18 protein-coding genes are annotated in these 22,127 nt (G+C 68.8%); 4 read left to right on the top strand and 14 right to left on the bottom strand.

The genetic code is table 11. From position 1 onward, the window contains the following. Window positions 1-116 precede the first annotated feature (116 nt). The gene (locus ACF8LI_RS23170; protein WP_392413560.1) at window positions 117-1,532 is read right to left on the bottom strand and encodes a VOC family protein; all 1,416 of its coding nucleotides are present in this window, start codon (window positions 1,530-1,532) and stop codon (window positions 117-119) included. A gap of 166 nt (window positions 1,533-1,698) precedes the next feature. Here ACF8LI_RS23170 and ACF8LI_RS23165 point away from each other — a divergent pair, with 166 nt between their 5' ends. After that, a complete protein-coding gene (locus ACF8LI_RS23165) occupies window positions 1,699-2,619 on the top strand; it encodes a LysR family transcriptional regulator (RefSeq protein WP_012207461.1) in 921 nt (306 codons plus the stop codon). Here the strand turns inward: ACF8LI_RS23165 and ACF8LI_RS23160 are convergent. Genes ACF8LI_RS23160 through ACF8LI_RS23130 form a run of 7 tightly spaced genes read right to left on the bottom strand, consistent with a single transcriptional unit; the run spans window position 2,594 to window position 10,785 of the window. Further along, the gene (locus ACF8LI_RS23160) at window positions 2,594-3,550 is read right to left on the bottom strand and encodes a CobW family GTP-binding protein (RefSeq protein ID WP_392413559.1); all 957 of its coding nucleotides are present in this window, start codon (window positions 3,548-3,550) and stop codon (window positions 2,594-2,596) included. The two genes, ACF8LI_RS23165 and ACF8LI_RS23160, sit on opposite strands and share 26 nt — an antisense overlap. A 1-nt stretch (window position 3,551) precedes the next feature. Further along, window positions 3,552-5,216 carry an amidohydrolase gene (locus ACF8LI_RS23155; RefSeq protein WP_392413557.1) on the bottom strand — a complete coding sequence of 555 codons (1,665 nt, stop codon included), beginning with the start codon at window positions 5,214-5,216 and terminating at the stop codon, window positions 3,552-3,554. Between the two features lie 19 nt (window positions 5,217-5,235). Beyond that, window positions 5,236-6,258, bottom strand: coding sequence for an ABC transporter ATP-binding protein (locus tag ACF8LI_RS23150; protein WP_063328338.1), 1,023 nt, complete (start codon window positions 6,256-6,258; stop codon window positions 5,236-5,238). Further along, the gene (locus tag ACF8LI_RS23145) at window positions 6,255-7,283 is read right to left on the bottom strand and encodes an ABC transporter ATP-binding protein (protein ID WP_016450884.1); all 1,029 of its coding nucleotides are present in this window, start codon (window positions 7,281-7,283) and stop codon (window positions 6,255-6,257) included. The genes ACF8LI_RS23150 and ACF8LI_RS23145 overlap by 4 nt, the downstream gene beginning before the upstream one ends. Further along, window positions 7,283-8,191: an ABC transporter permease gene (locus ACF8LI_RS23140; RefSeq protein ID WP_016448711.1), complete on the bottom strand. Its 909-nt coding sequence runs from the start codon at window positions 8,189-8,191 to the stop codon at window positions 7,283-7,285. The genes ACF8LI_RS23145 and ACF8LI_RS23140 overlap by 1 nt, the downstream gene beginning before the upstream one ends. A gap of 4 nt (window positions 8,192-8,195) precedes the next feature. Continuing rightward, on the bottom strand, window positions 8,196-9,173 hold the full coding sequence (locus tag ACF8LI_RS23135; protein ID WP_012207467.1) for an ABC transporter permease: 978 nt from the start codon (window positions 9,171-9,173) through the stop codon (window positions 8,196-8,198). A gap of 16 nt (window positions 9,174-9,189) precedes the next feature. Beyond that, window positions 9,190-10,785, bottom strand: coding sequence for an ABC transporter substrate-binding protein (locus ACF8LI_RS23130; RefSeq protein ID WP_392413555.1), 1,596 nt, complete (start codon window positions 10,783-10,785; stop codon window positions 9,190-9,192). 242 nt (window positions 10,786-11,027) lie between these two features. Between ACF8LI_RS23130 and ACF8LI_RS23125 the strand changes: the two genes are divergently transcribed. Beyond that, a complete protein-coding gene (locus tag ACF8LI_RS23125) occupies window positions 11,028-12,539 on the top strand; it encodes a PLP-dependent aminotransferase family protein (RefSeq protein WP_392413553.1) in 1,512 nt (503 codons plus the stop codon). 18 nt (window positions 12,540-12,557) lie between these two features. On the opposite strand, the gene ACF8LI_RS23120 is transcribed toward ACF8LI_RS23125, so the two are convergent. The 3 genes from ACF8LI_RS23120 to tal all read right to left on the bottom strand — a co-directional run bounded on the left by ACF8LI_RS23120 (window position 12,558) and on the right by tal (window position 16,266). Next, on the bottom strand, window positions 12,558-13,457 hold the full coding sequence (locus tag ACF8LI_RS23120; RefSeq protein WP_016448714.1) for a transporter substrate-binding domain-containing protein: 900 nt from the start codon (window positions 13,455-13,457) through the stop codon (window positions 12,558-12,560). A gap of 231 nt (window positions 13,458-13,688) precedes the next feature. Next, window positions 13,689-15,308 (bottom strand): glucose-6-phosphate isomerase, encoded by a 1,620-nt coding sequence (gene pgi, locus ACF8LI_RS23115; protein ID WP_392413551.1) that lies wholly within the window; start codon window positions 15,306-15,308, stop codon window positions 13,689-13,691. 4 nt (window positions 15,309-15,312) lie between these two features. After that, a complete protein-coding gene (gene tal / locus ACF8LI_RS23110; protein WP_047472720.1) occupies window positions 15,313-16,266 on the bottom strand; it encodes a transaldolase in 954 nt (317 codons plus the stop codon). 208 nt (window positions 16,267-16,474) lie between these two features. Here tal and ACF8LI_RS23105 point away from each other — a divergent pair, with 208 nt between their 5' ends. Continuing rightward, window positions 16,475-17,320 carry a MurR/RpiR family transcriptional regulator gene (locus ACF8LI_RS23105; RefSeq protein ID WP_016448717.1) on the top strand — a complete coding sequence of 282 codons (846 nt, stop codon included), beginning with the start codon at window positions 16,475-16,477 and terminating at the stop codon, window positions 17,318-17,320. Window positions 17,321-17,347: 27 nt separating this feature from the next. Here ACF8LI_RS23105 and fabF read toward each other — a convergent pair whose 3' ends face one another. Continuing rightward, window positions 17,348-18,634 carry a beta-ketoacyl-ACP synthase II gene (gene fabF / locus ACF8LI_RS23100; protein WP_392413549.1) on the bottom strand — a complete coding sequence of 429 codons (1,287 nt, stop codon included), beginning with the start codon at window positions 18,632-18,634 and terminating at the stop codon, window positions 17,348-17,350. 205 nt (window positions 18,635-18,839) lie between these two features. Here fabF and ACF8LI_RS23095 point away from each other — a divergent pair, with 205 nt between their 5' ends. Beyond that, complete coding sequence (locus ACF8LI_RS23095) at window positions 18,840-19,442, top strand: TetR/AcrR family transcriptional regulator (RefSeq protein ID WP_016448719.1); 603 nt, start codon at window positions 18,840-18,842, stop codon at window positions 19,440-19,442. Between the two features lie 15 nt (window positions 19,443-19,457). On the opposite strand, the gene ACF8LI_RS23090 is transcribed toward ACF8LI_RS23095, so the two are convergent. Next, on the bottom strand, window positions 19,458-20,684 hold the full coding sequence (locus tag ACF8LI_RS23090; protein WP_016448720.1) for a M20 aminoacylase family protein: 1,227 nt from the start codon (window positions 20,682-20,684) through the stop codon (window positions 19,458-19,460). 134 nt (window positions 20,685-20,818) lie between these two features. Continuing rightward, on the bottom strand, window positions 20,819-21,967 hold the full coding sequence (locus ACF8LI_RS23085) for a porin (RefSeq protein WP_016448721.1): 1,149 nt from the start codon (window positions 21,965-21,967) through the stop codon (window positions 20,819-20,821). Window positions 21,968-22,127 lie beyond the last annotated feature (160 nt).

Here is a 22,127-nt window from a genome sequence, read left to right as displayed (position 1 = left end):
TCTTGCGGCTTTGCAAAAAACAAAGGGGCGCGTGCACAGGCCTGGCGCCTGCGCATGCGCCCCGGGAAAGGGGATACAGGGTGGATGCCGGCCAAAGCCGGCATCCAGGCAGCCGGTCAGGCCACAGCCTGGGCGGCCTGGGTGCGCAGCGCGCTGCGCAGCTGGTCGATGGATCGCTGCTGCGCCTGCTCGTACAGCGCGATCTCGTCATGCACGCGCGCACCCAGGTCGGCCTCGAAGGCCTGCTGGGCCGCATGGGCCGCATACTGCTTTTGCTCTTCGCCGCCCAGGTTGGACTGGAAGATGCCGGCCGCGCTCACGGGCAGGAAGTCCTCGTAGACGATGGGCTCGGCCTGGGCCAGGCCACGGGCGATCAGGGCGTCCAGGTCCGAGGCGGCGGCCGCGGCGGCCTCGCCTGCGGCCAGGGCGGCGCCCTCATCGCTCAGCGTGAAGCGGTAGAAGGCCAGGTCCTGGCGGCGCAGTTGCTCATGGGTGTCGGGGAAAGCCTCGAAGACCTGGGCCAGCCGGCTGCCGTAGTCGGGTGCGGCACTGCCCGCGCTGCCCATGTCGCGCACCTGGGCCAGCAGCTGGTCGTAGAGCGCGCGGCCCTTGCGCGTGAGCGCCACGCCGCGCTGCTCGATCTCGCCGAAGCGCGCCGTGTGCGAGCCTGCGCCCGTGGCATCGCCGGCAAAACGCACGGTCTCCTTGAGCGCCTTGAAGCTGGTCTGGCGCAGCAGGATGGGGCAGGCGCGGCGCGGCGGGCCTTCGACCACGTCCTTGGCGTCCATGCCGCGTGCGGGCATGGCGGCCTGAGCTGCATCGATGTCCAGGGTGCGCGGCGTCAGGTGGTTGATGTGCGGGCCCTTGAAGCAGACCACGTCGGCGATCAGGCGGTGGGCCTTGTGCAGCGCGTCATAGGTGGCGCCGTCCACGGTGGATTCGCTGTGCCAGCGGAAGGTCTCCAGCGCCTCGCCGACGAATTCATCGGCCTCGGCATCGGTGAGGCCGCCGTTGGCCTCGGACTGGGCGATCAGCGCCAGCGCGCGCTCGGTGAAGATGTTGCGGCGCGCCAGGATGGCGGCAGCCTGGGCGCGCAGCGCCTCGTCGGCGATCAGGTCCAGGCGCAGCAGCGAGGTGAAGACGCGGAAAGGGTTGGCCAGCAGCGCGGCATCGCTGACGGGACGGAAGGCCGTGGAGTGCACGGGCACGCCGGCCACCGACAGGTCGTAGTAGCCCACGGGCTCCATGCCCATGATGGCGAACAGGCGGCGCAGCATGGACAGCTCGGCGGCCGTGCCCACGCGGATGGCGCCGTGGCGCTCCACGCCCAGGCGGGCCAGCTCGCCACTGCGCTGCATACGGGCCAGCAGCTCAGGCTCGGCCTGCAGCGTGCGCTGGTTGATGTCGGCCACGAGTTCGATCAGCGTGCCGTACTGGGGCACTTCATCGCGGTACATCTCGGACATGGCGCTGGAAAAGCGCGCGCGGATCTCGTCGGAAGGCGCGAAGGCGTTGGCGGACGTAGAGGACATGGTGCTCGTGGGGACTGATGGTGGGGCCGCAGATCAGCCTGCGGCATGGTGAATTCCTGGCACGCATGCTAGGTCTGCGCCTTGAGCCTGGTCAAACGATAATCGGGCCCATAGGTCATTCCCAAACAGAATGGTCCCTCCCACGATTGCCCCACCGCTCCCTGCCATGCTGCTGTCCCGCCGTTTCCTGCCTCCCATGTCCCTGCTGTGCGCCTTCGAGGCAGCGGCCCGGCACCAGAGCTTCACGGCAGCTGCGGCCGAGCTGCACCTGACGCAAAGCGCCGTCAGCCGTCAGATCCGAGCGCTGGAGGAGCGGCTGGAGGCGGAGCTCTTTGTGCGCGAGCGCCAGACCGTGCGGCTCAGTCCGGCCGGCCAGGCCTATGCCCAGGAGATACGCGGCGCGCTGATGCGCATCTCCACCGCCACACTGGGCTTTCGGGCCAACCCGCGCGGCGGCAGCCTGAACCTGGCCATCCTGCCCACCTTCGGCACGCGCTGGCTGGCGCCGCGCCTGCCGCAGTTCTTCAGCGCCCACCCGGGCATCACCATCAACCTGACGACGCGGCTGTCCCAGTTCGACTTCCAGCTCGAAGCCGTGGACGCCGCCATCCATTTCGGCCTGCCGCACTGGCCGGGCGCCGAGCTGGCCTTTCTGATGAGCGAGACCGTGGTGCCTGCCTGCAGCCCCGCCCTGCTGGCCCAGCATGGCTTTGCCCAGCCCCAGGACCTGCTGCAGGCGCCGCTGCTGCACCTGGCATCGCGCCCCGATGCCTGGCAGCGCTGGCTGTCCGTGCACCATGCGCCCATGGCCGAGGGCCAGGGCATGCTGTTCGACCAGTTCGCCACCGCCGCCCAGGCCGCCATCGCCGGCGTGGGCGTGGCCTTGCTGCCACGCTTTCTGATCGAGCGGGAACTGGCCCAGGGCGATCTGGTGCGTGCCCTGCCCCATCTGCCCGAGATGGAAAGCGCCGAGCGCTACTACCTGGCCTGGCCCACGAGCCGCGGCAACTACCCGCCGCTGCAAAGCCTGCGCGAGTGGCTGCAGCAGGCAGCCCAGGATTTCATGCGGGACGGCCCGCAGCCCTGACGCCCGCAGCGCCTGCCACCAGCGCCTGCAGCGCCGCCACCGGCAACTGCCCGGCCAGGCCGATGGCCACGATGGCGGGCACCTGCTGCTGCGCGGGCGCTGATGCGGCACGCAGTCGGCCGCTGCGCCCGGCAAACTGAAGCTCGCTCCACTGGCCCGCCCCGGTCTGCACCACGCCCTTGAGCCGCAGCACGCCAGCCGGCATGGCCTGCAGCCACGCCTGCAGGGCCGTCTCGCACAGCCCTCCGGGCGGCTGGCAGGACCAGGTCTCGAACTGCCGGCCATGCATGGGGCGCGCAGTGCCAGTACCCCATGAGACCTCCCGCACGCCACGCAGCAGGGCTGCGCCGCTGAGCAGTTGCACGGGCACCCGGGCTTCGTGCACGTCGCAACGTTGCGCGGCTGGCGCGTGGCGGGCTATCCAGCCGTGCACGCGCTCCAGGGTCCGGGCATCGGCCAGATCGGTCTTGTTGACGATGACCAGATCAGCCCGGGCCACCTGGCGCTGCAGCGTGTCGGCCAGCAGCGGATCGGCCGCCTGCCCGGGCAGGGCAGCGGCATCGACGACCACGATGACGCCGTCCAGCGCCAGTGCGGGATCGGCCAGGCCCAATTGGGCAATGCGCCAGGGGTCGGAGACGCCGCTGGCCTCGACCACCACGGCGTCGAAGCGATCGCGCTGCTGCAGCACGCCGACCAGGGCCATGGACAGGTCATCGCCGATCTGGCAGCACACGCAGCCATTGGTCAGCGCGATGGTGTCGCCGCTGTGGTCCTTGATCAGGCCTGCATCGATGTTGAGCGCGCCGAAGTCGTTGACCAGCACGGCCAGCCGCTGCCCATCCGCATGGCGCAGCCAGTGGTTGAGCAGCGTGGTCTTGCCGGCGCCCAGGAAGCCGCCGATGACCGTGAACGGCAACCGCTGTCCCATGTCATGCCGCCTTGAAGACGCGCCCCGACAGCACCGTGCCCCACACCCGGAGGTCCTTGAGCACCATGGGGTCCAGGGACAGCGGATCGTCCTCCAGCACGCAGAAGTCGGCGCGCTTGCCGCATTCGATGCTGCCGATCTCGTGGTCCAGCTTCAGTGTCCAGGCCGCTCCCAGCGTGACCGCATGCAGGGCCTGGGCCACGGTCAGGCGCTCGGCCGCGCCCAGCACGCGGCCCTTGGGCGTGATCCGGTGGACCGCGCACCAGGCGGTGAACAGCGGCCCCAGCGGCGTGACGGGCGCATCCGAATGGATGGCCAGCGGCACGCCGGCGGCCAGCGCGCTGGCGCAGGCATCGAGCCGCATGGCCCGGTCCGGCCCCATGGTCATCTCGTAGTGCTGGTCGCCCCAGTACCAGAGGTGGTTGGCGAACAGGTTGGCGCACAGGCCCAGCGCCGCCATGCGGCGAAACAGCGGCGCATCGATCATCTGGCCATGCTGCAGCGTGTGGCGGTGGTCGGGCCGGGGGGCGCGGGCCAGCACGCGGCCTATGGCGTCGATGGCGGCCTCGCTGGCCTCGTCGCCATTGGTGTGCGTATGGATGAGCAGGCCTGCGCGGTGGTAGGTCTCGAAATCGGCCTCGTACTGCGCGGGCGCGGTGACCCAGATGCCGTTGGGCGCGCCGTTGTAGTGACCGGGCCAGCGCAGGCGCGCCGAAAAGCCCTGGATGGAGCCGTCCAGCATCATCTTGACCAGGCCGTAGCGCAGCCGGTCGGTGTTGCGCGCCATGAGCGTGCGCACATGCCCGGCACCGGCCTCGGCGCCATGCGTGCCGTGAAACGCCTGGAAGGCGGGCAGGATGCGGATGGGCACCTGGTCGTCGGCCAGCGCGGCCTCCAGCACGCGGCAGTCCTGCTCACCCAGTTTGTTGACCAGGTCGGTGGCCGTGGTCACGCCCTGGCGGCAGGCCAGGCGGGCAAAGGAGCGCACGCCAGCCTCGGTCATGGGCGCCAGCAGCCCGGCGTTGCCGATCTTGCGCAGCACCAGGAACATGGCGGCCGGCTCCTGCAGTTCGCCCGTGGGCTCGCCGGCCAGGGCGTGGCCGGGTGCAAAGCGCACCACGCCCTCGACCTCGTTGTCACGCGTGATCTCGGCCAGGCGCAGCATGGCGCTGTTGACGTTCATCAAATGGCCGTTGGCGTGCGAGATCACGACGGGACGGCCTCCTGCGGCCCGGTCCAGGTGCTCCACCGTCATGCGCTCGCCGCCGAAGTAGATGGGATCGAACCCCCAGGCGATCAGCGGCTGGCCGGGCGGCAGGCCCTGCGCATCCATGCGCGCCGCCACCTCGGCCAGGCGGTCCACCACGGCATCCATGGAGCGCAGGCCGGGCCAGGTCTTGCCATCGGGGTCTCGCCGGTCGAACCAGCCCGTGTATGTCCAGTCCCACATGCTGCCCTCCTTGAGGTGACAGTGGCCCTCCACCAGCCCGGGCAGCAGCACCTGGTCGGCAAAGCGCTCGTCGATGCGGCATTCGCCCCAGGCCGTGCAGCGCGCAAGGTCCCCGACCGCGAGGATGCGCCCGTCGCGCACGGCCACGTGCGTGGCCTCGGGCTGCATGGGGTTCATGGTGATGATCTTGCGGGCGGCGTAGACGGTGATGCTCATGGTGGCGGGTGCTCCGGGTTCAAAGGGCCAGCGGCGCGCGCGGCACGCCATCGATGTGGTCCACGCGGATGCAGCGCACCCAGTGGCCGGGGGCGGCTTCGCGCAGCGGTGGCGTCTCGGCCGAGCACGCAGGCACGGCCACGGGGCATCGTCCGGCGAAGCGGCAGCCCGCAGGCGGGTCGATGGGACTGGGCGGATCGCCGGCCAGCCGGATGCGCCGCGCCGCGCGCTCGCGCCCGCCGCGCACCGTGGGCACGGCCGACATCAGGGCCACGCTGTAGGGATGCAGCGGCCGCGCGAAGAAGGCCTGGCGCGGGGCGCGCTCCACGATCTGGCCCAGGTACATGACGGCGATGTCGTCGCAGATGTGCTCGACCACGGCCATGTCGTGCGAGATGAACAGGTAGCTCAGGCCCAGTTCGCGCTGCAGCCGCGCCAGCAGGTTGAGGATCTGGGCGCGGATGGCGATGTCCAGCGCCGACACGGGTTCGTCGCAGACCACCAGTTCGGGCCGCGTGGCCAGGGCGCGCGCGATGTTGATGCGCTGGCGCTGGCCGCCCGAGAACTGGTGCGGGAACAGCTGGCGCTGTTCGGGCCGCAGGCCGACCTGGGTGAACAGCTCGGCCACGCGCGCCTCGCGCTCGGCCGGCGTGCCCACGTCCATCAGGTCCAGCGGAGCGCGCACCGCATCGCCCGCGCGCTGTCGCGGATTCAGCGAGGAGAACGGGTCCTGGAACACGATCTGCATGCGCCGCCTCGCCTGGCGCAGGGCCTCGCCCGACAGGCCGCCCAGGTCGGTATCGCCCAGCTGCATGCGGCCCGCCGTCACGGGCGCCAGGCGCATCACGGCCAGCGCCGTGGTGGTCTTGCCCGAGCCCGACTCGCCCACCACGGCCAGCGTGCTGCCGCGCCGCAGGCTGAAGGACACGCCGTCCACGGCCTTGACCACCTCGGGCCTGCCGAACAGGCCCTTGCCCGGGCGCGGAAAGTGGACCTGGAGATCGTCCACCTGCAAGAGGGTATCGTCCATGCGTGCGTTCATGCCAGGGCCTCCGTGTGGGCGCGGATGCGGGAAGCGGGAGCGTGCAGCCAGCAGGCCACGCCGTGGGATGGATCATCCAGCGCGGTCAGTGGCGGCGCCTCGCTGGCGCAGCGCGGCTGGGCCTCGCGGCAGCGCGCACGAAAGGCGCAGCCGCTGCCCAGCTCCCAGATCGAGGGCACGACGCCGGGGATCTCGGGCAGCTCGGTGCGCCCGCCTGACTGGCTGCTGCCCAGCTCGGGCAGGCAGGCGATCAGGCCGCGCGTGTACGGATGGGCGGGCGCCGACAGCACCTGCTCGCAGCGGCCCTGCTCGATCACGCGGCCCGCATACATGACCATGACGCGGTCGGCCATCTCGGCCACGGCCCCCATGTCATGCGTGATCAGCACGATGGCCGTGCCCTTGTCGCGCTGCAGCTCGCGCAGCAGGTCGAAGATCTGCGCCTGCACGGTCACATCCAGCGCCGTGGTGGGTTCGTCGGCGATCAGGATGTCGGGCCGGCAAGCCAGGGCCATGGCGATCATCACGCGCTGGCGCATGCCGCCCGACAACTGGTGCGGGTACTCGTGCACGCGCCGCTCGGGCGCGGGGATGCCGACCTGCCGGAGCATCTCCACGGCGCGCTGGCGCGCGGCGGCCGCGTCCAGGCCAGCGTGCAGGCGCAGCGGCTCGGCGATCTGCTCGCCCACGGTGAGCACCGGGTTCAGCGAAGTCATCGGCTCCTGGAAGATCATGGAGATGCGGTTGCCGCGCACCTGGCGCATATGGGCCTCGCCGGCGGCCACCAGGTCCTCGCCCTGGAAGCGCACCTGCCCGCCCGTGATGCGGCCCGGAGGCGAGGGAATGAGGCGCAGCAGCGCCAGCGCCGTCATGCTCTTGCCGCAGCCGGATTCGCCGACCACGCACAGGGTCTCGCCCGCGCGCAGATCGAAATCCACGCCGTTGAGCACCGTGGCCTGGCCGCGCCGGCCCTGGAAGGCCACGCGCAGGCCGCTGACTTGCAGCAGGGGGGTGTCGGTGTCCATCAGCGCTCCCTCAGCTTGGGGTTGAGTGCATCGTTGAGGCCGTCGCCGATCAGGCTGACGGCCAGCACGGTGACGAAGATGGCGGCACCGGGAAAGGCCACGGCCCACCAGCACGACAGCAGGTATTGGCGGGCCGACCCGATCATCAGGCCCCAGCTCATCTGGTTGGGGTCCCCCAGGCCCAGGAAGGACAGGCCGGCCTCGAACAGGATGGCGGCGCCCACGGCCAGCGTGGCCGACACCACCAGCGGCGGCAGCGCATTGGGCAGGATCACCTTCCAGATGATGCGGCCGTGGCGCGCGCCGATGGCGCTCTCCGCGCGCACGAATTCAAGCTGGCGGATGCGCATGAACTCGGCCCGCGTCAACCGCGCCGTGGCCGGCCAGCTCACGCTGCCGATGGCCAGCGTGACCGTCACCAGCGAGGGCGAGAACAGCGTGACCACCACCATGGCGAACAGCAGCGCAGGCAGCACCTGGAAGAACTCGGTCACGCGCATCAGCAGGGCATCGACGCGGCCGCCGTAGTAGCCCGCCATCGCCCCCAGCGTCACGCCGATGCACACCGACAGCAAAGCCGCGAAGGCGCCCACCATCAGCGTGGCGCGGCCGCCGTGGATGATGCCCGTGAGCACGTCGCGCCCCAGCTGGTCGCTGCCCAGCCAGGCCTCCTCGCTGAACGGCGGGCTCAGCGGCATGGTGCGGATCTCGAACGGGTCCGCAGGCCAGATCCAGGGGCCGGCGATGGCCACCAGCAGCACGATGAGCAGCATGGCCATGCCGGCAATGGCCGAGGGGTTGCGCAGGAACATGCGCAGCGCTTCGCGGGCCGGGTGCTCGGCATGGGCTGCGGCCTGCGGCGCGGCGACGGTCGGCACGGACACGGAAGGTGGTGTGATGGCGTTCATGGTCTCAGGCCGCCTTGATGCGGGGATCGATCAGCCGGTAGCACAGGTCGGTGACGAGGTTCATCACGACCACGACGATGGAGGAGAACAGCAGCACGCCCAGGATGGTCGGGTAGTCGCGCCGCAGCACCGAGTCGAAGGCCAGCCGGCCCAGGCCCGGCCAGTTGAAGACCGTCTCCACGATGATGGCGCCGGCCATGACGTTGCCGAACTGCAGGCCCAGCATGGTCACCACGGGCAGCAGCGCGTTGCGCAGCGCATGGCGGTAGAGCACCACATGCTCGGCCAGCCCCTTGGCGCGCGCCGTGCGGATGTAGTCGGCGCCCAGCACGTCCAGCATGGACGAGCGCGACAGCCGGCTGTACTGCGCCAGGTAGACCAGGGCCAGTGTCAGCGCGGGCAGCACCAGGTGCCGTGCCACGTCCAGCAGGTCGGCAAGGCCCGCGCCGCCTGCGGCATCGGCCGAGCGCATGCCCGACACCGGCAGCACGGGCCACCAGGAGGCAAACGCCAGCACCAGCAGCATGCCGGTCCAGAACACGGGCGCCGCAAAGCCCACCAGGGACAGCACGGTGATGCACTGCGACAGCAGGCCGTTGGGCCGGCGCGAGGACAGCACGCCCAGCAGCGTGCCCACCACGAAGGCCGTGAGCACGGCGGCCAGAACCAGCAGCAAGGTGGCGGGCACGCGCTCGGCAATCATCTGCGCCACCGGCAGGTTGAAGAAGTAGGAGTAGCCCAGATCACCACTGGCCACGCGCGCCAGGTAGATGCCCAGCTGCACGGGCAGCGGCCGGTCCAGCCCGTAGCGTGTGCGCAGCTCGGCCATGAGCTCGGGCTCCATGCCGCCGCTGGCGCCGGCAATGGTCTCCACGGGGTCGCCGGGCGCCGCATGCACCAGCATGAAGTTCAGCACCACCACGGCCAGCACCAGCGCCAGGCCCTGCAGCAGCCGCTTGAGGAGTGTGCGAAGAAAAGCCATGGACTGCACCTCCCGACTACTTCAGAAAGATCTCGTCATAGGGCGAGGCCGGCCCCCAGACCGTGGTCGGCAGGTTGCCCACGTTCTTGCGCGCAGCCGTGTGATAGGGCGAGTTGTTGATGAAGATCACCGGCAGCTCGTCGGTCACGGTCTTCTGGAAGGCCGCATAGAGCTTCTTGCGCTCGGCCGTGTCCAGCGTGCCGCTGGCAGTGTTCAGCAGCTCGTCCACCTTGGGATTGCGGTAGGACTGGGTGTTGGTCCAGACCACGGGCTTGATGTTGGTGGACAGGTAGCTGCGGTGCACGCCGATGACCGGGTCGCCCCAGTTGAAGACGATGTCCATGGACAGGTCGAAGTCATGCGTGGCCAGCCGCCGGGACCAGGCCGGGAAATCGGCCGAGGCCCTTACATCGACGGCGATGCCCACCTTCTTGAGCTGGGCGCGCACGTACTCGGCCACGTTCTTTTGCTGCTCGTCCGTGCCCGGCAGGTAGTCGATGGTGATCTTGAAGCGCTCGCCATTGGCCCCGGGCTTGAGGCCGGCCTCGTCCAGCAGGGCCGCCGACTTCTTGAGGTCCAGCGGATAGCGCACCAGGTCGGCCGATGCAAGGGGGCTGGCCGCCACGATGGGGCCGTCGGCCACGCTGGCGAAGCCGCCCATCAGCGCCTTGGTGATGAAGTTCTTGTCGATGGCATGCGCAATGGCCTTGCGCACGCGCACGTCGTCCAGCGGCTTCCTGTCGGTGTTGATGGCCAGCCAGTTGATCGAGCCTATGCCCTCGAAGCCCTTGCCGGTCAGCGTGATCTGGGGATTGGTGGACAGGCGCTTCAGGTCGATGGAGGCCTGCAGGTAGGGCACCATCTGCACGTCGCCGCGCTCCAGGCTCAGCAGCAGGCTGGAGGAGTCGGGCACGATGTTGAAGACCAGCTTGTCCAGGTAGGGCCGGCCGGGCAGGAAGAACTTGTCGAAGCGCTCCATCACGATGCGCTGGCCCGCGCGGAACTCGGTCAGCTTGAACGGCCCCGAGCCCACCACGTCGGCGCTGTTGCGCGCATGGGTCTTGAGGTCGGCACCGTCGCCATAGATGTGCCTGGGCAGTATGGGCGCCAGCGCCGGGCTCATGGCCAGCAGGATGGCCGGATGCGGCGCGTTCATGCGGATGATGGCCGTGTAGGGGTCGGGCGTGTCCACCTTCTCCACCGGCCCCAGCATGGTCTGGAACGGGTGGTTGGCCTTGATGGCCATGATGGAGAAGGCCACGTCGGCCGAGGTGATGGGCTTGCCGTCGTGGAACACGGCATTCCTGCGCAGGTTCAGGGTCAGCGACTTGCCGTCCTCGGCCAGCTTCCAGGACTCGGCCAGGTAGGGCTGGGGCTTCCACTGGTCATCGAAGCGCAGCGGGCTGGCGAACAGCTGGGTGGAAGGCATGGCCGTGGCAATGCCCGATTGCACGGCGCCGTTCAGGTGCCGTGGCACCTGGGTGCTGCCCACGATCAGGGTGCCGCCGCGCTGCGGCTCCTGGGCCTGCAGCGGCGTGGCCGCCAGGCCCGCCAGCGCGCCGGCCAGGGCCAGGGCCGCCAGGGCGCGGCGTCGGAAAGTGATGGTGTGCATGGACTGTCTCCCTCGTTGGATCGCCAGGCCGCGCGGCTCGCTGCCTTCAATCCAGAATACGCAACAAGGGCGCGGGCCGCGGGGGCCACAGCCGTCCAAACGTAGGAGCCAGAGGCCCGGTGTTTACCCGCGTCGGCCGGCCCAAACCTTTACTTGCCCGCACCCGCACCGCAACATGGCACCGACCGCGCGCCCTCTGCCCGGCCGCGCCAAGAACGCCCCCCGATTGCCTCCGTTGCGCCATGAGCACCCCTTCCGCCACAGACCCACGCCACCAGTGGGCCCGCCTGTTCGCGCTGCCCGAGCAGCCCGGCCTTCCCCTGAAGGACCGCCTGCGCCTGGCCCTGGTCCAGCCCATCCTCGAAGGCCGCCTGCCGCCCGGCGCGGCCATGCCGCCCTCGCGCGAGCTGTCGCGCCTTCTGGAGGTGTCGCGCAATACCGTGACCACGGTCTACGAGCAGCTCGTGGATGAAGGCTTTCTGGAAGCCCGCCCGCGCAGCGGCGTGTTCGTGGCCCGGGATTCGCGCCTGGCTGGTGTGGACGGCGCCGTGGCCCTGCCTGCGGCAAGTCCCGGGGAGCCCGCACCGGACTGGTCTGCACGCGTGCTGCGCTCGCTGACGGACAGGCACACGCTGTCCAAGCCGCTGCAGTGGCGCGAGTACCCCTACCCCTTCGTCTACGGCATGCACGATCCCGCGCTGTTTCCCACCGAAGGCTTCCGGGAATGCTGCACGCGCAGCCTGGCGCGCGCCCAGCTGCCGCACTGGACGCCGGACTTCGAGACCGACGACGTGCCCGACCTGATCGAGCAGATCCGCCTGCGCCTGCTGCCCCGGCGCGGCGTGTTCGCGCTCAAGGAAGAGATCCTGGTCACCGTGGGCGCGCAGCAGGCCTTCTACCTGCTGGCCGACGCGCTGCTGGCCCCCTCGCAGCGCCTGGGCTTCGAGGAGCCCGGCCACCCGCATGCGCGCAACACCTTTTCGCTGCGCCGCCCGCACTGGGTGCCCGTGGCCGTGGACGAGGAAGGCGTGGTGGTCGATGGCCTGCCGCCGCTGGACTACCTGTTCGTCACGCCCTCGCACCAGAGCCCCACCACCGTGACGCTGAGCCTGCAGCGGCGCGAGCAACTGCTGCGCCGCGCCGAGCAGGGCGATTTCGTGATCATCGAGGACGACTACGAGGCCGAGAACCTCTACCAGGGCACGCCCATGCCCGCGCTCAAGAGCCTGGACAAGGGCGGGCGCGTGATCTATGTGGGGTCGCTGTCCAAGAGCCTGTCGCCCGCGCTGCGGCTGGGCTACATCGTCGCACCGCGCGCGCTGATCGACGAGTTGCGCGTGCTGCGCCATGCCATGGTGCGCCACCCCAGCGCCTTTCTGCAGCACGCCTATGCGCTGTTCCTGTCGCTGGGCCACCATGAGGCCCATGCGCGCCGCGTGAACCAGGCCATGCTGGAACGCGTGGCGCAGGTGGACCGCTCGCTGCGCGCGCACCTGCCGGATTTCATCTTCCGCCAGCCCCAGGGCGGCGCGTCGCTGTGGGTGCAGGCGCCGGCCTGGCTGGACGCCGATGCGCTGGCCGCCGTGGCGCGCCGCCACGGCGTGCTGATCGAGGCAGGCAGCGCGTTCTTTGCGACGCCGCGCCAGCCCTGCCCCTTTTTCCGGCTGCGCCTGTCCTCCATTGCCACCGATCAGATCGATGCAGGCATTGCGGCACTGGCACAGGCGGTGGCCGAACTGGCCCGGTCGCGATGACCGGGTCCGGGCCCGTGGTCACTGCTGCGCGTAGGACTCCAGCGGCTTGTCGTTGGGCTTTTGCAGCAGCTGTTTGAGCATGTCGCTCATGGGCAGGTTCAGCGGGGCATTCTTGGGCGGAATGGGCTGCACGAACCACTTGTCGTAGATCTTCGCCACTTCGCCCGAGGCCATCATGCCCACCAGCACGTCGTCCACGGCCTTCTTGAAGGCGGGATCGTCGCGGCGAAACAGGATGGCGATGGGTTCGGAGCCCAGCACCTCGCCCACGATCTTGAAGCCTGCAGGGTTCTTGGAGTTGGCGATGACGCCGGCCAGCAGGTTGTCGTCCAGCACGAAGGCATCGGCACGGCCCGATTCGAGCATCAGAAAGCTCTCGAAATGGTCCTTGCCCAGCGAGGTGGGCAGGTTCACGCCATTGTCGCGCCCGTACTTGCGCAGCAGCTGCACGGCGGTCGTGCCGGCCGAGGCCGCCACGGGCTTGCCGTCGAGCTGCTTGAAGGAGGTAATGCCCGAGTCGGCGCGCACGGCCATGCGCACCTGGCTCACGTAGGTGGTCACGGCAAAGGCCACCTGCTTTTGGCGCGCGAGGTTGTTCGTGGTCGGGCCGCAGCCGATGTCCACGGTGCCGTTCTGCACCAGGGGCATGGTGTTCTGCGAGGTCAGGGCCATGTACTCGATCTTGGCCTTGGGCACGATCTGGGCCAGCACCTTCTCGCACAGCTCCACGTGGTAGCCCACGTACTTCTGCGTGGTGCCGAAGGCATAGGCCATGGGCGCCGAGCTTTCGCGCACGCCCATCACCACCTTGCCTGTGCTCTGGATCTTGTCCAGCGTGCCGGCCGCTTCCTGTGCATGGGCAGCGCCAGTTGCCGCCACCACACATGCCATCGCCACATGGGCCAGTACGAATCGCATCGAGGGTCTCCTTGGATAGTTGTTGCAGGTCCGAAGGCGCGCTGCGCCTCCACCCTGCCGAGCCGCCGTCACTGGCTGCATGCAAGCAGGGCCGCCGTCAAGGCGATTGCATCAACTATCGAGCAATCAGGCGCCTGTGCATAACGATGAAATGGAAGAAGGTCATGCTCCACCCACATGACCCGGCACCCTGCTGGTGCGCCGCGGGGGCCACAGGCCCGCAGCGCCCGGTCAGCCGGCCGACCCTGCCGCAAGCCGGTGCATGAGGCCCTGCGTCGAGGCATCGACGCCCTGCCAGTCGCCGCTGTCCTGGCGCGCATGCAGCTGGCGCGCCAGGTGCTTGCCCAGCTCCACGCCCCATTGGTCGAAGCTGTTGATGCCCCAGACCGCACCGGCCGAGAAGACACGGTGCTCGTACAACGCGATCAGGGCGCCCAGCGATGCCGGATCGAGCTGCTGCAGCAGCAGGAAGCTGCTGGGCCGGTTGCCCGCGCAATGGCGCTCCGCACCCTCGCCGTGGCGCCCCTCCATCAGGGCCTGGGCCTGGGCAATGGCGTTGACGACCAGGCTCTGGTGATGGGCGCCCAGGTATTTGCCGCCGTCGCGCAGCGCGATGAATTCCACGGGAATCACGTCCTGGCCCTGGTGCAGCATCTGGAAGAAGGCATGCTGGCCATTGGTGCCGGGCTCGCCCCATATCACGGGCGCCGTGCGCACGGGCAGTGTCTGCCCGTCGCGCGTCACGCCCTTGCCGTTGCTCTCCATCTCCAGCTGCTGCAGGTAGGCGGTCAGCCGCCGCAGGCCATGGCTGTAGGGGGCAATGCAGCGGCTGGAGAAGCCGCAGAAATCGCGGTACCAGACATCCAGCAGGCCCAGGCGCAGCGGCAGGTTGCCCTCCACGCCCGAGGAAAAGAAATGCGCGTCCATGGCATGGGCGCCGTCCAGCAGCGCACGGAACTGCGCCGCGCCGATGGCGATGGCCACCGGCAGGCCGATGGCCGACCACAGCGAAAAACGGCCGCCCACCCAGTCCCAGAAACCCAGCGTTCGGCGGATGCCGAAGTCGGCTGCGGCCTGCACATTGGTGGTGAGCGCCACGAAGTGCCGGTCGATGGAGCATGCGGCCTGCGGGTCCTCGCTGCCGCCCTGCTCCAGGAACCACCGGCGCGCCGAGTGCGCGTTGAGCATGGTCTCGGCCGTGGTGAAGGATTTGGAGGCGATCAGGAACAGCGTGCTGTGCGGGCGCACGCGGCGCAGCACATGGCCGAGCTCATGGCCATCGACGTTGGAGACGAAATGGAAATTCTTGCCCGCATCGACCCAGTCCTCCAGCGCATTGACCACCACTTCGGGGCCCAGGTGCGAGCCGCCGATGCCGATGTTCACGATGTCGGTGATGCCCTCGTCGCCACGCACCTGCTCGGCCAGGGCCAGCATGGCGTCCAGCGTCTCGTGCACCTGTGCCAGCGCCTCGTGCATGGCCGGCTGCCACTGCTGCACGGTGGCGCAGTGGCGCAGCTGGCCGCCGTCGCGCGGCATGCGCAGCAGCCAGTGCATGACGGCGCGGCCCTCGGTGCAGTTGACGGGCTCGCCGGCCAGCATGGCGTCGCGCTGGGCCAGCACGCCGGCCTGCTGCGCCAGCTCGCGCAGCAGCGTCTCGGTGGCTTCGGTCCAGAGGTTCTTGGACAGGTCGGCGAAGACATGCGGGGCCTGCTGGCTCAGCGCGTCCAGCCGGCCCGCGTCCGCGGCAAAGGCCTGGCACAGATCCAGGGACCGGATGTCTTCGTTGAAATGGCGTTCAAGTGCCGACCAGGCCGGCAAGGTGTTGCACAAAACGGGCAAGATCTTCATCCAATCAGTCTGCGGCCTGCTGCATCAATGCTTCGAGCTTGCGGGTGTCGGCAGCGAAGGCGCGTATGCCTTCGGCCAGCTTCTCGGTGGCCATGGCGTCCTCGTTGAGGGCCAGGCGGAAACCGGCTTCGTCATAGTGCACGGGATCGAGGGCCAGGGTCCGCGCGGCCTCGGGGTCCAGGGCGCGCGCCAGGGGCGCATCGCTGGCGCCCAGCTGGGCCAGCAGTTCGGGGGCGATGGTCAGCAGGTCGCAGCCCGCCAGCGCCACGATCTGGCCCGTGTTGCGAAAGCTCGCGCCCATGACCTCGGTGGCGATGCCGAAGTGCTTGTAGTGCTCGTAGATGGCGCGCACGGAGCGCACGCCGGGATCGTTGGCGCCGGCCATGGCGGCCTCGTCCCACTGGGCGCCGGCCTGCTTCTTGTACCAGTCGTAGATGCGGCCCACGAAGGGCGAGATCAGCTGCACCTTGGCCTGTCCGCAGGCCACGGCCTGGGAGAACGAGAACAGCAGGGTGAGGTTGGTGTGGATGCCGCGCAGCTCCAGCTGGCGCGCCGCCTCGATGCCTTCCCAGGTGGAGGCGATCTTGATGAGCACGCGGTCGATGTGCACGCCTTCGGCCTGGTACAGCTCGATCAGGCGCTCGGCACGCGCCACGGTGGCCGAGGTGTCGAACGACAGGCGCGCATCGACTTCGGTGGAGACGCGGCCCGGAATGGTGTTCAGGATCTCGCAGCCGAAGCGCACCAGCATGCGGTCCATGACCTCGTCGAGGCGGCGGCCCTTGTACTGGGCCACGGTGGCGCGCATCAGCGGCGCGTACTCGGGCTTTTGCACCGCCTTGAGGATGAGCGAGGGATTGGTGGTCGCATCCCGTGGCTGGAACTGGGCCAGTTGGTGGAAGTCGCCGGTATCGGCCACCACGGTCGTGTACTGTCGAAGCGCATCAAGCTGGTTCATGGAACATCCTTTGGGCGGGAGCCTGGCGAGGGGCGGCATCGCACCAGGGCGGTGCGGTTGTACCGGCAAATCCTCCGAGTGTATGCGCGCGCATGGTTTGCATCGGCGTCAGGAAAGTAAGCGAAGGCTGCCGCTCATGCAAAATGCGCGCTGGACCTGCCTTGCGGCAACCGCTTCCCTTTACCCATAGAACAACGCCCACCGCCTAATGCTGGACCGCATCACCGCCTCGCTGCCCTCGCTTGCTCCCGCCGAACAACGCGTGGCCCGCCTGGTGCTGGCCGATCCACGGGCCTTTGCACGGCAGCCGGTGCGCGAACTGGCCGAGCGAGCCCATGTCAGCAAGCCGACGGTGGTGCGCTTTTGCCGCAGCATGGGCTACGACGGCCTGGCCGACTTCAAGCTCAAGCTGGCCGGCAGCGTCAGCGAGGGCGTGCCCTTCATCCACCGCAGCGTGGACACCGACGACAAGACCAGCGACGTGATGGTCAAGGTGGTGGACAACGCCGTGGCCGCCTTCCTGCAATACCGCAATGCCGCCAGCACCACGGCCATAGAGCAGGCGGCGCAGGCCATCGCCTCGACCTGGCAGACGGGGCGGCGCATCGAGTTCTACGGCGCAGGCAACTCGGGCATCGTGGCGCAGGACGCGCAGCACAAGTTCTTTCGCCTGGGCGTGACCAGCCTGGCCACCAGCGACGGCCACATGCAGGTGATGAGCGCCACCCTGCTGGGACCCGGCGACTGCGCGGTGATCATTTCCAACTCGGGCCGCACGCGCGACCTGATGGACGCGGCCGACATCGCGCGCAAGAACGGCGCCACCACGATTGCCATCACCGCCAGCGGCTCGCCCCTGGCCTCGGCCTGCCACATCCATCTGGCCGCCGACCATCCCGAGGGCTACGACCGCTACAGCCCCATGGTGTCGCGCCTGCTGCACCTGCTGGTCATCGACGTGCTGGCCACCTGCGTGGCGCTGCGCATCGGCCCGGCCCTGCAGCCTGCGCTGGAGCAGATGAAGAACAACCTGCGGGCCAAGCGCTACACGTAGCACCGGCCCCAGGCCCACCCGCCTCGTTCAGCCCTGCCAGCGCCTGAGCACCAGCGAGGCGTTGACACCGCCAAAGCCGAAACCGTTGACCAGGGCATGCTCCATGGCCCAGGGCCTTGCCGCGCCGGCGATCAGGTCCAGCCCCTGGGCAAGGGGATCGGGCTCCACCAGATTGCGCGTGGCCGGCGCCATCTGGTCGCGCAGCGCCAGCACCGTGAAGATGGCCGCCACCGCGCCCGCCGCGCCCAGCAAATGGCCCGTGGCCGACTTGGTGGAGCTGATCGCCACGCCGCTGTCCTCGCCAAACAGGGAGCGCATGGCCGCCAGCTCGCCCCGGTCGCCCACGGGCGTGGAGGTGGCGTGGGCATTGAGGTACTGCAACTGATCCGGCGACAGCCCGGCCATGGCCAGCGCCTGTGCCATGCTGCGGCGCGCGCCGTCGCCATCTTCCGGGCCCGAGGTGATGTGATAGGCATCGGCACTGGTGCCGTAGCCCACCACTTCGGCCAGCGGCACGGCGCCGCGCGCCAGGGCGTGGTCCAGCCCCTCCAGCACCAGGGCGCCCGCGCCCTCGCCCATGACAAAGCCGTCGCGGCCCGCGTCGAAGGGGCGTGAGGCCTCTTCGGGCCGGTCGTTGTATCCCGTGGAAAGGGCCTTGGCCGCCGCGAACGCACCCAGGCTCACGCGGTCGATGGCCGCCTCGGCGCCGCCGCACAGCGCCACATCGGCCTCGCCCGAACGGATCATGCGCAGGCCGTCGCCCAGGGCCTGCACGCTGGCTGCGCAGGCAGTGACCGGCGCACCCAGCGGGCCCTTGAGCCCATGGCGTATCGACACATGCCCGGCCGCGAGATTGACCAGGAAAGACGGCACGGTGAATGGCGACAGGCGCGACACCCCCCGGCTGTCCGTGGTGCGCACGGCCTGGGCAATGGCGCCAAACCCGCCGATGCCCGAGGCAATGATGCAGGCCGTGCGCGTGCGCTCCTGCTCGCTGGCCGGCTGCCAGCCGGCCTGGGCCAGGGCCTGGTCCGAAGCGTCCAGCGCCAGCGGAATGAAGCGGTCCATCTTGCGCTGGTCCTTGGGCGAGACCACGGCATCGATGTCCCAGCCGCCTTCCGGGTCGCGGGCCAGGTCGGGCACCTGGCCTGCCACCTGGCCCGGCACATCGGGCGCCAGATCTTCGGGCAGCCGGCTCAGGCCCGATGCGCCGGACAGCAGCCGGCGCCAAGCCAGTTCAATGCCCCGACCCAGCGGCGAGACCATGCCCATGCCCGTGATGACCACGCGGCGTGCGAGAGGACCCGTGCTCATGAACGCTCCCTGATGGACCATGCAGAGACTGCAGCGCGCACGGGGCACAGGCTGCTCGGGATTGAAGAGGCGTTCATCGGTTCTTCCCTGTAGAGTGCACAGCCCCTGCCGCAGATGGTGAGCATTGCCTGCAGGCACGGACTTATGATGATGGCCGTCATCATAAACGCATTTTGATGACAACCATAATCATTGGACAGTGCACATGAAAGTCACGAAAGCCCAGGCCGCGCAGAACCGGCAGGACATCCTCGAAGCCGCCGCGCGGCTGTACCGCGAGCACGGGCTGGACGGCGTCGGCGTGGCCGAGGTGACGCGCGGCGCGGGACTCACCCACGGCGGGCTCTATCGCCACTTCGAATCCAAGGACGCGCTGGTGCGCGAAGCCTGCGCACGCGCCTTCGACTGGTCCATCGCGCCGCTGGACGGCCTGCAGGGTGAACAGGCCGGCAGCCTTGCCGCGCGCGTGCAGTCCTATCTGTCGCCGCAGCACCGCGACAGCCCCGGCGAGGGCTGCCCCGCTGCGGCGCTGGCCGTGGACGTGGCCCGGGCAGGTGGTGATCTTTCAGCGGTGTTCGCCGAAGGGGTGGAACGCAACATCGGCAGGTTTGCGCGCGTGATCGGCACACTTGGCGACGATCAGGCACCCGATGCCGCACAGCGCGCCCAGGCCATGGCCATGCTCAGCAGCATGGTGGGCGCCCTGGTCCTGGCACGTGCCACGGTCGCCGCCAATCCAGCCTTGTCCGACGAGATCCTAGAAACGGTAAAGGCCCACCTTCTTGCGATCGAGGGACAGCCCCGCTGACCGGCTCCGCCTGCGCTATACGTCCTGCGAAGGCAGCGGCATGGCCTGCTCGATCAGGCTGGCGTGCAGGGCAGCGCCCAGCGGCAGCACCTCGTCGTTGAAGTCATACCGGCTGCTGTGCAGCGGCACCCCGGGCTGGGCGCCCGTGGATTGCCCCAGACGCAGGTAGGCGCCGGGTTTGTGCTGCAGCATGAAGGAAAAATCCTCCGCGCCCATGCTGGGCTCCAGCTGCCGGTCCAGGTTCTCCACGCCCACCAGCGCCTGGGCCACGTCGGCCGCAAAGGCGGCCTCCGTGGGGGAATTGATGGTGGCGGGATAGATGCGCTCGTAGTTGACCTTGGCCGTGGCACCCAGCCCCAGCGCCACCGCGCTGCACAACTCCTGCAGTCGCTGCTCGACACGGTCCTGCACGGCGGGATCGAAGGTCCGCACGGTTCCCACCAGCGTTGCCGTGCCCGGCATCACGCTGAAGGCGCCCAGGTCCCCGGCCTGCACGGCGCACAGGCTGATGACGGCGCTGTCGATGGCGCGCACATTGCGCGAGACGATGCTCTGCACCGCCGTGGTGATGTGCGCGGCCGCCAGCACCACGTCCACCGTCTGGTAGGGATGGGCGCCGTGGCCGCCGCGCCCCGTGATCTCGATGGTGATGCGGTCGGCAGCCGCCATCATCGCGCCCATGTTGATGCCCACCGTGCCCGCACGCATGGCGGGCCAGTTGTGCATGGCGTACACGGCCTGCATCGGAAAGCGGTCGAAAAGACCATCGGCAATCATGGCCCGCGCGCCGCCGCGCCCTTCCTCGGCAGGCTGAAAGACCAGCACGGCCGAGCCGTCGAAACGCCGTGTCGCAGCCAGGTAGCGGGCGGCGCCCACCAGCATGGCCGTATGGCCATCATGCCCGCAGCCGTGCATCAGCCCCTGCTTGCCCGATTTCCAGGGAAATTCGTTGTGCTCGACCATGGGCAGTGCATCCATGTCGGCACGCAGGCCCACCATCGCTCCCGAGCTGTGCCCCTGGCCACGGATCACGGCCACCAGGCCCGTGGTGCCCAGGCCTTCGTGGATCTCGTCCACGCCGCATTGCCGCAAGGCCTCCTTGACGCGCGCAGCCGTGAAGCGCTCCTCGAACCCCAGCTCAGGATGCGCATGCAGCTCGCGGCGCAGCGCCGTCAGCTCGGGGTGGTACTGAGCGATCTGGGCAAAGACCCGACCGCCTGCCTTGTATCGAGTGGCTTCCATCGCCTTGGTTCTTTCGCTTCATTGGCCTGCGCATTACCTTAACGCAGGAAATCGCGCCCGCCCACCGTCAGCCCATCGACAGGAAACAAAAAGGCCTCCCGAAGGAGGCCATCCGTTGCGCAAACGCCGCGCGCTCAGAAGCGATGGCGCAGGCCGACGGTGAAGCCCGTGCGCTTGGTGGCGCCATTGGCGTCGAGCATCACGCCCGAGCCGCCACTGGTCTTGGTGTGGTCCAGGGCCACATAGGCATCCGTACGCTTGGAGAAGGCGTAGTCGAGCACCGCCACCAGGAAGTCTGCCTTGCCATTGAAATTGCCCGTGCCCGAGCCCGACTGCTTGGCATGGTAGTAATGCGCGCCCACATTGATCTGGGGCGTGATCTGGTAGCCGAAGCCCATCTTGTACATCTGGCGCTTGTTGGCGTCGCCGGCCACGAAGCCGCCGTTGGACGAACCCGTCCAGAAGGAGTTGAGGATGGCCTGGTCGAATCCACCGCCTGCGGTTGCCGCCGGGAATGCGTCCTTGCGCTTGTTCAGGCCGTAGCCCAGGTTGACGTACCAGGGACCCACGCGGTAGGAGCCGCCCAGGGTATAGGCATCGACCTTGGTGCCGGCCGGCAGCGTCGTCCCCAGGTAGCCGGCGCCTGCGGAAATGCCGCTTTGCGAGTAGCGCAGATAGCCGCCGGCCGTCTTGATGGCGCCACCGGGCACCACGCCAGTGCCGACCTTGTCGAAGGTGTTGTTCTCGTCGAACGAATACTGCAATGCGCCGCGCACGGGGCCGAACTCGGCCAGGTACTTGACCATGTTGCTGGCGCGCGCGCCCATGGACATGCCGATTTCAGGCTTGTAGGCCTCCATGTACGGCGAATACGGGAAGGAGGCATAGGTGGACGTCACCAGATCGAACAGCATGTTGTACTGGCGACCCAGGGTGATCTGGCCGAAGCTCTTGCTGCGCAGGCCCACCCAGGATTGCTGGAAGTAGCTGGCCGCAGCCTGCTCGCCGGTGTCGGTGAGGAAACGGGCTTCCAGGTTGGCAATGGCTGCCAGACCGCCGCCCAGGTCCTCGGTGATGTTGATGCCCCAGCGGCTTTGCGACATGCCGCCGCCGATCATCTGGGTCTTGCCGCTCTTGGTCGGGCCTTCATTGGTGGTGTGGCGCACGCCGGCATCGACGATGCCGTACAGCTGTACGCTGCTTTGCTGGGCGAATGCTGCCAAGGGTGCCGTTGCTGCCAACACCGCCAGTGCCACGCTCTTTTTCACGAATGAAGAATTCATTGTGTTGTCTCTCTCTTGTTAACGATTGGTTGGTGGAAATTTCATTCTAGAAACGCTTTTCCCGCCTCGTCACCGTTGGCACAAGCACAACACAGGTCTTTCCCTAGCACAAAACAAAAGAGCCAGTCCGAAGACTGGCTCTTTTTTGCTTCAAATGGCA

It is taken from the genome of Delftia sp. WSY_12 (assembly GCF_043104645.1).
Classification (GTDB): Bacteria; Pseudomonadota; Gammaproteobacteria; order Burkholderiales; family Burkholderiaceae_C; genus Comamonas; species Comamonas tsuruhatensis.
The sequence above is the reverse complement of the archived record's forward strand: the minus strand, read 5'-3'. Positions and strand labels throughout refer to the sequence as shown.